Consider the following 12,070-nt stretch of genomic DNA (forward strand, 5'->3'; position numbering starts at 1 on the left):
AATAATCATTAATTACAAAGTCACATATTGATTAACGTGAAAGAAATAAATCTTTCACGTTAAATTAAAGAAAGTTAACTTTCGTTTTACACAATAATTTAAATAGACTTGTTTTTTATTTTAAAAGTCCATAGTTTTTAAGCTCTGATTTTAAAACATCCAAATTTTCCTTAGACATGTCACAAAGTGGAAGTCTTAAATTTCCAACATTCATATTCAAAACATTCATAGCAGTTTTTATAGGTATAGGATTTGTTTCTATGAACATAGTATTCATAAGTGTAAGGGCCTTTAATTGCATCTTTAGTGCTTCTTTTACATTGCCCTCTAAAAATAATTTACACATATCATGCATATCTTTAGGAATAATATTTGCTAGAACAGATATAACTCCAAGCCCTCCTAAAGACATTATAGGAACTGTCTGATCATCATTTCCAGAATATAAATCAATATCATCCCCACATAGAGCTTTCATTTTAGCAATTTGACTTATATTTCCACTGGCTTCTTTAACAGCTACCACATTATCCAATTTGCATAATTCTTTTAAAGTTTTAGGCTGTATATTTAATCCCGTTCTTCCAGGTACATTATATACTACAATAGGAGTTTTTATAGCTGAAGACACTGCCTTAAAATGCTCTATCAATCCCTTTTGTGTAGTTTTATTATAGTAAGGTGTGATTACAAGAACTCCATCTACTCCTATACTTTCTGCCCATTTACTCATGTTTACGGCAGATTCTGTACAATTACTGCCTGTACCTGCAATAACTGGTATTCTCTTATTAACAGTATCTACTGTAAATTTTATTGTATCTTTTCTTTCCTTTTCAGTCATAGTGGAAGCTTCACCTGTAGTCCCACAAATTATTATTGCATCTGTGCCTGATTTTATTTGCCACTCAAGCAATTCTTTTAATTTATCAAAGTCCACCCCATTATCATTAAATGGGGTAATAATAGCTACCCCTGAACCTTTAAATAAGCTCATTAAAAGCACCCCTTCTCAATTGAAATTTAATATGCTTATCATCTTAAAATGTATTGTTATTTATCCTTAACTATGCATTCTGCTATTTGAACAGCATTAGTAGCAGCGCCTTTTCTTATGTTATCTGCTACAACCCATAGATTTAATCCATTCTCTACGCTAAAGTCCCTTCTTATTCTTCCTACAAATACTTCATCTTTTCCTGCTGCCTCTATTGGCATTGGATATACTAAATTGTCCACATCATCTTTTAACACTACTCCAGTAGCATTCTTGTACAATTCAAAAATATCCTCTATTTTAAAGTCTTTTTTAAGTTCTACATTTATACTTTCACTATGAGAATAAGTTACTGGTACTCTTGCTGTAGTAGCTGTAACTCTCAAAGTATCATCATGTAATATTTTTCTTGTTTCGTTTACCATTTTCATTTCTTCTTTAGTGTATCCATTTTCCAAAAATACATCTATATGAGGAAGTATATTTCCTGCTATTGGATATGGAAACTTCTTAGGTGCATTTCCCTTATATCCTTCTAGTAAATCATTATATCCTCCCATTCCAGCGCCAGATACAGCCTGGTATGTAGAATATACAATTCTTTCTACTCCATATTTATCATAAAGAGGTTTAATTGCCACTATGGCTTGTATAGTCGAACAATTAGGATTTGCAATTATACCTTTATTCCATTTTATATCCTCTGGATTTACTTCAGGAACCACCAAAGGTACCTCTTTATCCATTCTCCAAGCACTACTATTATCTATAACTACTGCACCATATTTTGAAAATACAGGTGCAAATTTAAGGCTTACACTTCCACCTGCTGAGAAAAGAGCAATATCTATTTTTTTATTTTTTATGTTATCTTCTTTTAATTCCTCTACAGTATAATCTTTATCTTTAAATTTTAATATTTTTCCACTTGATTTAGCAGATGCAAACAAATACAATTTTTCTATTGGAAAATCTCTTTCTTCCAGCACCTCTATAAATTTTCTTCCTACCATTCCAGTACATCCAACTACTGCCACGTTACAACTCATTTTAATATTCCTCCTAAAAATTTTATAATATAAATTGATTAAATATTTAAGTTTAAGATCTATTATTAAATATAATACCATGATATCTTAATAAAGATAACCTATTTAATTTTAAATATATCTTACTAAATATTTTACACTAAACTTTTGAAATATGTTCATAGAAATAAATATTATTGGGAATTAAAAATAGCGCATACTTCATACTGCTTAATGCATTATATGCAATATATAATGCGCTTTAGAATAAAATTGATTGTTTTTGTTTAAAAGTCAAATAATAATTCTACTTAGGAAACTTATTAATTTCCATAATATCCTTATAGTTACATTAATATCATCGAATTTGCTCCTTTAAATGTGTATTATATTTAAAATATATACTATAATTATTATAGTATATTATGTATTTATTCTATAATAATTATAGTATGTATAAATCTCGCTTTTGGGGTAAAAATAATCTATAGTAAAAGTGGGAGGATGGTATCAATGTCAAAAACTCCATTAAAAAAAATTATAAAGGCAAAATTGAAATCAAACAGAGAGCTTACAGAAGCTGAAAAACTCAGAGAAAAATTAAAATATGAAATAGCTGAAGAACTAGGATTAAAAGAGAAAGTTACTTCACTTGGCTGGAGCAGTTTAACAGCTGAAGAAACCGGAAGAATTGGCGGCATGATGACTAAGAGAAAAAAAGAATTAAATATACCTAAAAATGAAAATCTAATAAACAATCATAAAAGCAAAGATAAACAATAAATTTGACTTATACCTTAAAAATATATAATATTAATTGATAAATACAATTTTACCTTTTTTAACTTTAAACACCTATAAAAATACCTGTAAGAAGGGAGTTAAAGACCGTTATGAAAATCTCATAACGGAAATAAAAATGAACTGTTATGGAAAATTTGCTCATATATATGACAATCTAATAAACAGCGATATAGATTACAGCTCATGGGCTAAAAAAATTATAAACATATGTGAAAAATTAAATATAGATAGAGAAAATTATCTGGATTTAGCCTGTGGTACAGGTAATATGACAGAAAAGTTGGCATTTTATTTTAAAAATACCTGGGCAGTAGATTTATCCAGTGAAATGCTATCAGAAGCAGATATAAAGCTTAGGAACAGTGGATTAAAAGTAAACTTTATATGTCAAGACATAACTAATTTCGAGTTAAACAGGAAATTCAATCTCATAACTTGCTGTCTTGATTCTACAAACTATATATTAAAAGAATCAGAATTACAAAATTACTTTAAAAGTGTGTCCAATCATTTAGAAAACAATGGAATATTCCTATTTGATATAAATTCCTATTACAAAATTACAAATATACTAGGTAACAATACCTATACTTACGACGATGAAGATATTACCTATATATGGGAAAATTATTTAGAAGATGATATTGTGGACATGTACCTCACATTTTTCATACGTCATAAGGATTTTTATAAACGATTTGATGAAAACCATCGTGAAAGAGCTTATACCTGTGAGTACATAGAATCCGCATTGAAAAATTGTGGATTTAAAATTATAAATAAATTGGACAACTACAGTGATAAAACTGTAACTGATGTTTCTGAAAGAATATCATATATAGTAACTAAACTTTAATACACGTATGATTAGGAGATGGAAATTAAATGATAGATAAATTAATAAGAGCTACAGCTAAAGATGATAACATTCGAATAATAGCAGCCTCTACTACAAATCTAGTAAATGCAGCTGTTAAAATCCATGAATGTGCTCCTACAGCTGCAGCAGCCTTTGGAAGAATGCTCACGGCAGGAAGCCTTATGGGGTCAATGTTAAAATCACCTAAAGATAGTTTATCCCTTATAATTTCAGGAGGCGGTGAAGCTAAAGGAATATCTGTAACTTCCTATGCCGACTGTCATGTAAAAGGATATATAGGAAACCCTTCTGCAGATCTTCCCCCAAATAGTAAGGGAAAACTAGACGTAGGTGGTATCATTGGAATTAATGGAAATTTAACTGTAATAAGAAATATGGGACTTAGAGAACCTTACTCCAGCAAAATTCCTATACAAACTGGAGAAATAGGAGATGATCTAGCTTACTACTTTACAGTTTCAGAGCAAACTCCATCTGCAGTAGCCCTTGGAGTTCTTGTAGATGTAGATTTAAGTATAAAGGCATCAGGAGGATTCATAATTCAGATGCTTCCTGGAGCAGAAGATCTGCTTACAGACTTAGTTACATATAGATTACAGGAAATTCCACCTATATCAAATATGTTAGCTAAGGGCATGAGTATTTCACAAATATTAAATGATATCTTTAAGGATATGGGATTAAAGATATTAGATGAACTAACACCTACTTATAAATGTGATTGTTCAAGGGAAAGAGTTGAAAAGGCTCTTATAAGCATAGGCGAAAAAGATTTAGAGGAAATTTATAATGAAGGAAAAACTGAAGAATTAAAATGTAACTTTTGTAAGACATCTTATAAATTTACCCATGAGCAAATAGGTGAAATACTTAAAAACTGCACAAAAAAATCCTGATATTAAATACAAATTATCTACATACTTAAACTTTTATATGTTATAATTTGCTTAAAAAACTAAAAACGTAGTTATGCTTACTATAAAAGACTAAAATTTATTCATTATAAATAAAATGGAAAGGATGATTTAAAATGGAAGCAAAATATGATCTTACAGATCCATACCAAATAGCAAAGTATATAAAAGAGGCTAAGAAATCTACTCCAGTCAAAGTTTACCTTAAAGGTGACATATCAAATTGTGATTTAGGAAATATAGAAAATTATAATAGTGGTGATTTTTACATTCTCTTTGGTGAAAGCGATGAAATATCAAAATTTTTAGAACAAAACAAAGATAAGATTACTCAATTTAGAATAGAACAGGACAGAAGAAACTCAGCCATTCCCCTTGCTGATTTAACAAACATGAATGCTAGAATTGAACCTGGTGCTATTATAAGAGATAAAGTTAAAATAGACAAAAATGCAGTAGTAATGATGGGAGCAGTTATAAACATAGGTGCAGAAATAGGTGAAGGCACTATGATAGATATGAATGCAGTAGTAGGTGCTAGAGGAAAACTTGGTAAAAATGTTCACTTAGGTGCTGGAGCTGTAGTAGCTGGAGTTTTAGAACCACCTAGTAAATCACCTTGTGAGATAGGTGACAATGTACTTATAGGAGCTAACTCCGTAATCTTAGAAGGAGTAAAAATTGGAACCGGCTCTGTAATTGCAGCAGGTTCAGTAGTAACAGAAGATATACCTGAAGGAGTTGTAGCTGCTGGAAGTCCAGCAAAAATAGTAAAGTCAGTAGATGATAAAACTAAAGGCAAAACTAAAATTTTATCAGATTTAAGAAAATAATTTACCTACAAAATACAGGGTATAACCTCCTTAAATTTCAAGGACAAGGTCTATACCCTGTAAATACAGATTCTGTTTATCCGATGACTACCTGCTCTAATACTCCCACTTCTCCAAGTGTGAGTAAAGAGCAGCTACGTCCCTGGATAACGATTTTCCCTAAAGGATAACGCCTTCTAAGTGCTGAAGCACTAAGAATCCTGTTAATAAGCATCAGATGGAGTTTTGACTCCATCTGATGTCAAGAACTCTGTTTATGATATACGTTTATCACCTATGTTATCCTGTAAGCTATTTTCATCTTCATTTTTAGGCTGTTCTTTTTCCTCTTTTCCTTGCATTTCTTCTTGAGCTTTTTCATTCTCTCTGTTAACTTTTTCCATCTTAGATATAGAAACTTCATACGCTATTTTCTTTACAATTTCAGTATCCGATATCTTTTTTTGATATTCTCTACTCTGTAATCTTCCCCAAACCCTTATATTGTCACTTACTTTTAATGACTTACAGAACCTAGAATTTCTTCCCCAAGCAATAGTAGGTATGTAATCAGACTTATTATAAGCTCTGTTTACAGCTAGAAGCATATCTGAGATTTCTCTGCCAAAGGGAGTTGTCCTATAAACTGGCTCCTTACATATAAATCCATCAAGAAAAATTTGATTTGGATTTTTACTCCTTTCAGTACAAAAATCTATATTTCTTGCAAATACAGTTAATATCAATCTGTTTGCTCCATCCACAAATTTATTGTAGGACCTAAGCTGTCCTTCTATTATTACATCAGTTCCAACTTTGATATCCATTCCACCTATAAGCCTCTCTGAGATTGTAATGAATAGTATATCCTTACTTTCACTTAATCTAGGAACCTCAACATTAAAGGTGTAAAAACCCTCTCCATACATTTCGTGGCTAAATTGTAATTCTGAAGCTACTGTACCTTCAAGATAGATCTTATTGTTTAACATTAAATTGTCCATCATAAACCCCTCTTTCCCTTAGTTTTAAATGTTTCACTATCATATAGTTATTCATCAAAAAACAAAAATATACTTATAATTTAGCTTAAAGTCATAAATGTTTTATTTTTGATCAAATCATAAATGCACTTGTCTTCCATAAGACCTATAGTTATAGCTACTACAGCTGCGTAAAGCTCATCAATATCTTTGAGTAGCATATTAACTGGAATTTCCTGAGCTTCAATCACCCTTTTTCCCTCATATATAATATCCCTTTGGAGGCAATATACAAATCCACTAGAATAGTCTAAACTCGATATAGTAACCGTATTCTTACTTCCCAGTCCATAGGTTATGATGCAACCGGATATATCTACATTATTTTTCTTTTTACTTATTAAATCCATATTTACAAAACAATAATCTCCATCTAAAACCTTGTATCTCCCATCTATAGAATTTAGCACTACATAATTTACCCTTCTACTAACATCATTGTCTGTAAAAGTGCAATAGTCTAAATTCATTAAATCAAAAAGCTCTACCAAATATCTCTTAAACTGGGCATTAGTTTCAATAACTTCTATAGATTGCATCTTTATTACCTCCTGTTAAAATATATGTTTTAAAATTATTTTAAACAGGATATGTTTTTTTATACTATTTTCTAAATAGTAATCCAATCATTGATACTTACCCTCATTGCCATTATAATACATATTTATTGTGTTTTTCAATAACTGCTTAATATAAGTCATATTAATTTCTCATCTGCTTTCCGTCATAGTCCATTTTATAGTTATCTTTGTATATCAAATCTCCTACCTTAACAAACTTGTATCCTTTTTCCTTTAAGTTTACTATTACCCTTTCTAAATTAAGTGGTGTATACTTTGCACTATTATGAAATAGTAATATAGAACCAGGTTTTGTACTTTTTATAACCCTGTTGTATTCAAGATCTGCCCCCTGCTCTTTCCAGTCTATACTATCTACATCCCATTGAATGCAGTAATATCCTGATTTCTTTACTGTATCTATTACATCGTCATTATAAGACCCTTCAGGACATCTAAACAATTTTGTTCCACTTCCTGTTATACTTCTTATTTTAGCTTCATTTATGTTTATATCTTCAATAATTTTATCTCTAGATATTTTCGTCATATCAGGGTGCCTATTTGAATGATTTCCTATTTCGTGTCCTTTACTATATATCTCCTTTAGTTTATCAGGATTTTTATCAACCCAGTCCCCTACTACAAAGAATGTAGCTTTTATATTATATTTATCCAGTGCATTTAATATTTTATCAATGTATTCACCTCCTAGACTAACATCAAAGGTTATAGCAACTTTTTTATCTTTTGTGTCAACACAGTAAATAGGTAATTTCCTATTTACTCTTGCAAATGCCCCTTCATATCTATAATTTGCAAATAATGATACGCCAATAGCTATAAGCAATAATATGGACACCATAAATATTTTTTTTATACATCTTGATTTCAATTTTTACCTCCACAATATATTTATTTCATAATTTTATATAGTATTTTATAACAACAAATATTACAAAATTGAAAAAATTTATTGTAGATATATTACATTCAAAAATATGCATTCAAATATTTTATACAACTATGCTATAATATACATATATATTATTTTAGTATTCTTAATTCAATGGAGAGGATTTTAAATGTTTGAAAACACTTTAGAACTAGCAGAAAATAAATTACTTCTGCTTTATATATTTAAAAAAATCAATTTTCCTATTTCCAATAATCAAATAACCGAAGTCATACTGGAAAATGACTTCATAAATTATTTTACTCTTCAGCAATATTTAAATGAGCTTCTATCTTCTAATTTTATCAAGCAGATAGATTCTCAAAGTAACCATAAATTTATAATTACAAAAAAAGGCATAAAGGTGTTGTCCCTCTTCGGAAATAGAATTTCCAAAGATAAAATAGATATATTAGACAGCTATATAGACGAGCGTTTTAATGACATAAAAAGTAAAATTTCAGTAAATGCCAACTATACAACTAAACATAAAAACAGCTTTATGGTAAATTTAAAAATATCAGAAAGTAATTCCATCTTAATGAACTTGAAACTAAATGTGGACTCTAAAAAAACTGCCCAAAATCTATGTGAAAAGTGGGAAAAAAACTTTTCAGAAATTTATTATAAAATAGTTGAATTACTTATGGAAGATTAAATATTTATTTCACAACCATACCTGTAGGTTCTCCACCTATAGGTATATATTTTTTATTTTCATCTTTTAAATTTACCTTTATCAATAGATTGTTATAATTATCACCCACATATAAACTTCCCCTTCGTTTTAATATACTTGCAGGCATCCCCCCTACAATCAACCTCTTTTTCTCCTTATAGTTATTTATATCCAAAACGCTTATTGTACCATCTCCAAAATTAGATACAAAACAGTATCTACTGCTGCAGTATATGTCTACTGGCGAATTTCCCACAATAATTCTATTTATAATTTTATAGTTTTTAAGTGATAATATGGCTATACTTCCCCTAAACTCCGATCCTATATTGCTTTCACAGATAAGTATATGCTGTCCATCCACTGCAAACACAGCCTTAGTAGGATAGCATCCTACTCTTATGTTAGCTATACGTTCATTTTTTTTGCAGTCTATTAAGGTTATGCTATCATCTTCCATATTAGATATTACTAGCAGCTTTCTTTCCTTATTCAAACATATACTGTAAGGAAGATTTCCACAGGGAACTTCTTCAACTACTCTTCTCATGCTAAGATCAAAAACAAGTAAGCTGTTTAAATCACTGCATATTACATATGCATTATTTTTATAGGTAATAATATCATTGCAGCATGCCCCAACGTAATAAGTTTCTTCCTGAATTTCATTTTTCATGTCTATTATAGATATGCTGTTACTATATTTGTTTGCCGTTATAAGTTTAGAATCACTTAAACATACACCATGGGGTCCAACTCTATAGGTCATGTCCTCAGATTTTAAATGTATTCTAGTTTCTTCATGAAAATCATCCAAATTCACCTTTGATACCGTATCAGAAGAAGTGCTGCATATATAAAGATACTCCAACACACCATCGCCCCCTTACAACTATAATATGAAGGTTAACTAAAATAGGTAATACTAATTAATTAATTTATTTTGTTGTATATTAACTTTATATTCTATATAATTATTTTGTTAATACATTATTTTATATGAAACAAGGTGATGAAATGTACAGTTATGTAACAAAAGGAGTTTGTTCAAGTCAAATAAATTTTGATGTTGTAGAAAACAAAATTAGAAATGTAAATTTTGTAGGAGGATGTAATGGGAACTTACAAGGTATATCAAAATTAGTAGAAGGAATGGATGTGGCTGAAGCTGTTGAAAAATTAGAGGGAATTTCCTGCAGTGGAAAAGGGACTTCCTGTCCTGATCAATTTGCAACCGCCCTTAAAAAATTAGTTTTAAGCCGTAAGTAAAAAATTTATTTAACATATAGATCTTCTAATTAGAAAGTTCACTTATACCAGTCATATACTAACAAATTTCATTACACTAAAAACTTTTAATAAGTCTAAAGCTTGGTATTTTGAAAACCTAAAGGTACTTAGATAAACTCGTACCTCAAACACATCTAAGTACCTAAGGTTTTCTAAAATACCAAACTAAGACTTATTTATCCGATGACTACCTGCTCTAATACTCCCACTTCTCCAAGTTGGAGTAAAGAGCAGCTACGTCCCTGGATAACGATTTCTAAGCATCAGGTGGAGTCAAAACTCCATCTGATGCCAAGAGCTCTGTTTATAAAAGTTTTTAAATGTAATTTCAATTTTGTTAGTATATTTTATGTATAAGTTGAAATTTCAATTACAAACCCCATATAAATCCAAATAATATTTATGATTTATAGGTTTTATACAAAAATAAACTTATGTGTAGAAATATTTTACAATAAACAAGTACATTTAAATATTTTGTATATAAGTCTTAGTAGAAAATTTATAAAAAAACTTAGGACTTTTGAATTGTCTGAGGTACGAGTTTTCAAAAGTCCTTAGGTTTTTTTAATTTTCTGCTTAGCCTTATCAAAATATTTAACCGTACTTGTGGTTGTAAAATATTCGGAGCATAAGTTTATTTTTAGTTAAAAGCCATAACTTCAAACTTATTTGCAGTTACTGTGCTTTCTTATAATTTTCCTCATGTCGCCTATCATGTAAAGAGAACCCGATATCAATAATATATCATCTTCGTCGCAGTAGGAAAGTGCCTTTTCGTAAGCATCTTCATAACTATCCAAAGCTTCACATTTAGAGTTATATTTTTCTATGACACCTTTTAACTCTTTTGAATTTTCAGCTCTTGTATTGTTTGGGGTAACGGCTATTACTCTCTCCGCTAAAGGAACAATAGTTTTTACCATTACTTCAACTTCCTTATCTGCAAGTATACCAAGTATAAGTATCATCTTATTGTAGTTAAAATAGCTGCACAAGTTTTTCCTCAGCATGGAAATTCCTTCTCTATTGTGTGCGCCATCTATTACAACTAGTGGTTTACGGTGCATTACTTCAAGTCTTCCAATCCATTTCACATTAGAAAGTGCTTTTAATATAGTCTGCTTATCTATATGAAATCCATATCTAGACAGTTCCTCTATAGCAAATAGTGCACAAGCACAATTTGTAAGTTGATGTCTACCTAAAAGGGATAACTCAATATGGTAATCTTCTTTTTTTGTATGTACCTTTATCTTTTGCACATATTCTTTACTGTTATTGTTGATTTTTTTCTGATCTTCAGGCTCTACACAATCACAAGGAACCTTTATAAGTGTGCTTCCCCTTTCACTGCATACCTTTTCTATAGCTTCTTCTGCTTCTTTTTCTTCAGGATAAAGTATTACGGGTATACCAGGCTTAACTATTCCTGCCTTTTCATGAGCTATCTCAGTTAGGGTATTCCCTAGTATTTGCATATGATCATAGCTTATAGAGGCAATTATGCTAAGTAATACTCCTCCATCTTCTTCTTTTGAAAATGGTGCCATAACATTTGTGGCATCCAGTCTTCCTCCAAGTCCCACTTCAACTACAGCTATATCAACTTTCTTTTCATAAAAATAATAAAACATGGCACAGGTAATTATTTCAAATTCAGTAGGATTTTCATATCCAAGCTCAATAACCTTTTTAACAGTTTCTGATACTTTGGTTACTACCCTGCTCAAATCATCTCTAGGTATATTAGTACCATTTATCTGAATTCTCTCTTCAAACACCTCTAAATAAGGTGAAGTGTACATACCTACCTTAAATCCAGCTTGCATTAGTATTCTGTTTATCATTGCAGTAATAGAGCCTTTACCATTAGTACCTGCCACATGTATTGTCTTTATTTTCTTCTGTGGGTTACCTAAAAGCTCCAGCATTTTTTGTGTTCTATCAAGTCCGTAGTTACTCCCGAACTTAGCAGTAGTTTCTATGTACTCGATTGCTTCATCATAATTCATAGTAACACATCCCCATATTTTATTTTATCCCATGACTGCGTCTCTGGATAAGTTAAATTTAATTTAGATGGAGTTTAATCCCCATCTAAATTA

At 30.3% G+C, this 12,070-nt stretch carries 13 protein-coding genes; 6 read left to right on the forward strand and 7 right to left on the reverse strand.

Translation table 11 applies throughout. The features are described 5' to 3' along the window. Positions 1-115 precede the first annotated feature (115 nt). Both dapA and B5S50_RS06695 read right to left on the reverse strand, forming a co-directional pair. Positions 116-997, reverse strand: coding sequence for a 4-hydroxy-tetrahydrodipicolinate synthase (dapA, locus tag B5S50_RS06690; RefSeq protein ID WP_013240080.1), 882 nt, complete (start codon positions 995-997; stop codon positions 116-118). A gap of 56 nt (positions 998-1,053) precedes the next feature. After that, positions 1,054-2,046: an aspartate-semialdehyde dehydrogenase gene (locus tag B5S50_RS06695; RefSeq protein WP_065077792.1), complete on the reverse strand. Its 993-nt coding sequence runs from the start codon at positions 2,044-2,046 to the stop codon at positions 1,054-1,056. Positions 2,047-2,538: 492 nt separating this feature from the next. Between B5S50_RS06695 and B5S50_RS06700 the strand changes: the two genes are divergently transcribed. From B5S50_RS06700 to dapD, 4 genes are all read left to right on the forward strand, one after another. Further along, complete coding sequence (locus tag B5S50_RS06700; RefSeq protein ID WP_217303412.1) at positions 2,539-2,808, forward strand: small, acid-soluble spore protein, alpha/beta type; 270 nt, start codon at positions 2,539-2,541, stop codon at positions 2,806-2,808. Positions 2,809-2,944: 136 nt separating this feature from the next. After that, positions 2,945-3,685 (forward strand): class I SAM-dependent methyltransferase, encoded by a 741-nt coding sequence (locus B5S50_RS06705; protein WP_217303413.1) that lies wholly within the window; start codon positions 2,945-2,947, stop codon positions 3,683-3,685. A gap of 29 nt (positions 3,686-3,714) precedes the next feature. Continuing rightward, positions 3,715-4,605, forward strand: coding sequence for an Hsp33 family molecular chaperone HslO (gene hslO / locus B5S50_RS06710; protein ID WP_217303414.1), 891 nt, complete (start codon positions 3,715-3,717; stop codon positions 4,603-4,605). Between the two features lie 134 nt (positions 4,606-4,739). Further along, on the forward strand, positions 4,740-5,456 hold the full coding sequence (gene dapD, locus B5S50_RS06715; RefSeq protein WP_065077796.1) for a 2,3,4,5-tetrahydropyridine-2,6-dicarboxylate N-acetyltransferase: 717 nt from the start codon (positions 4,740-4,742) through the stop codon (positions 5,454-5,456). A gap of 254 nt (positions 5,457-5,710) precedes the next feature. On the opposite strand, the gene B5S50_RS06720 is transcribed toward dapD, so the two are convergent. From B5S50_RS06720 to pdaB, 3 genes are all read right to left on the reverse strand, one after another. Next, positions 5,711-6,439 carry a single-stranded DNA-binding protein gene (locus tag B5S50_RS06720; RefSeq protein WP_065077797.1) on the reverse strand — a complete coding sequence of 243 codons (729 nt, stop codon included), beginning with the start codon at positions 6,437-6,439 and terminating at the stop codon, positions 5,711-5,713. A gap of 80 nt (positions 6,440-6,519) precedes the next feature. Further along, positions 6,520-7,017 (reverse strand): hypothetical protein, encoded by a 498-nt coding sequence (locus B5S50_RS06725; RefSeq protein WP_065077798.1) that lies wholly within the window; start codon positions 7,015-7,017, stop codon positions 6,520-6,522. A 163-nt stretch (positions 7,018-7,180) separates the two neighbouring features. Next, entirely contained in the window at positions 7,181-7,903 is a 723-nt protein-coding gene (pdaB, locus tag B5S50_RS06730) for a polysaccharide deacetylase family sporulation protein PdaB (RefSeq protein ID WP_167351559.1), read from the reverse strand. A gap of 220 nt (positions 7,904-8,123) precedes the next feature. On the opposite strand from pdaB, the gene B5S50_RS06735 reads away from it, so the two are divergent. Then, a complete protein-coding gene (locus B5S50_RS06735) occupies positions 8,124-8,651 on the forward strand; it encodes a DUF4364 family protein (RefSeq protein WP_065077800.1) in 528 nt (175 codons plus the stop codon). A gap of 4 nt (positions 8,652-8,655) precedes the next feature. Here the strand turns inward: B5S50_RS06735 and B5S50_RS06740 are convergent, their stop codons facing one another. After that, complete coding sequence (locus tag B5S50_RS06740; RefSeq protein WP_217303779.1) at positions 8,656-9,543, reverse strand: YncE family protein; 888 nt, start codon at positions 9,541-9,543, stop codon at positions 8,656-8,658. Positions 9,544-9,689: 146 nt separating this feature from the next. Here B5S50_RS06740 and B5S50_RS06745 point away from each other — a divergent pair, with 146 nt between their 5' ends. Continuing rightward, a complete protein-coding gene (locus tag B5S50_RS06745) occupies positions 9,690-9,941 on the forward strand; it encodes a TIGR03905 family TSCPD domain-containing protein (protein ID WP_013240091.1) in 252 nt (83 codons plus the stop codon). Positions 9,942-10,630: 689 nt separating this feature from the next. Here B5S50_RS06745 and B5S50_RS06750 read toward each other — a convergent pair. After that, the gene (locus B5S50_RS06750; RefSeq protein WP_217303415.1) at positions 10,631-11,977 is read right to left on the reverse strand and encodes a folylpolyglutamate synthase/dihydrofolate synthase family protein; all 1,347 of its coding nucleotides are present in this window, start codon (positions 11,975-11,977) and stop codon (positions 10,631-10,633) included. Positions 11,978-12,070: the final 93 nt, after the last annotated feature.

This window comes from Clostridium sp. 001 (assembly GCF_019056555.1).
GTDB classification, from domain to species: domain Bacteria; phylum Bacillota; class Clostridia; order Clostridiales; family Clostridiaceae; genus Clostridium_B; species Clostridium_B ragsdalei.

Bases quoted from the DNA above. Each gene is read 5' to 3' on its own strand.
- dapA (WP_013240080.1), bottom strand. From the start codon at position 997: ATGAGCTTATTTAAAGGTTCAGGGGTAGCTATTATTACCCCATTTAAT.
- B5S50_RS06695 (WP_065077792.1), bottom strand. From the start codon at position 2,046: ATGAGTTGTAACGTGGCAGTAGTTGGATGTACTGGAATGGTAGGAAGA.
- B5S50_RS06700 (WP_217303412.1), top strand. From the start codon at position 2,539: ATGTCAAAAACTCCATTAAAAAAAATTATAAAGGCAAAATTGAAATCA.
- B5S50_RS06705 (WP_217303413.1), top strand. From the start codon at position 2,945: ATGAACTGTTATGGAAAATTTGCTCATATATATGACAATCTAATAAAC.
- hslO (WP_217303414.1), top strand. From the start codon at position 3,715: ATGATAGATAAATTAATAAGAGCTACAGCTAAAGATGATAACATTCGA.
- dapD (WP_065077796.1), top strand. From the start codon at position 4,740: ATGGAAGCAAAATATGATCTTACAGATCCATACCAAATAGCAAAGTAT.
- B5S50_RS06720 (WP_065077797.1), bottom strand. From the start codon at position 6,439: ATGGACAATTTAATGTTAAACAATAAGATCTATCTTGAAGGTACAGTA.
- B5S50_RS06725 (WP_065077798.1), bottom strand. From the start codon at position 7,017: ATGCAATCTATAGAAGTTATTGAAACTAATGCCCAGTTTAAGAGATAT.
- pdaB (WP_167351559.1), bottom strand. From the start codon at position 7,903: ATGGTGTCCATATTATTGCTTATAGCTATTGGCGTATCATTATTTGCA.
- B5S50_RS06735 (WP_065077800.1), top strand. From the start codon at position 8,124: ATGTTTGAAAACACTTTAGAACTAGCAGAAAATAAATTACTTCTGCTT.
- B5S50_RS06745 (WP_013240091.1), top strand. From the start codon at position 9,690: ATGTACAGTTATGTAACAAAAGGAGTTTGTTCAAGTCAAATAAATTTT.
- B5S50_RS06750 (WP_217303415.1), bottom strand. From the start codon at position 11,977: ATGAATTATGATGAAGCAATCGAGTACATAGAAACTACTGCTAAGTTC.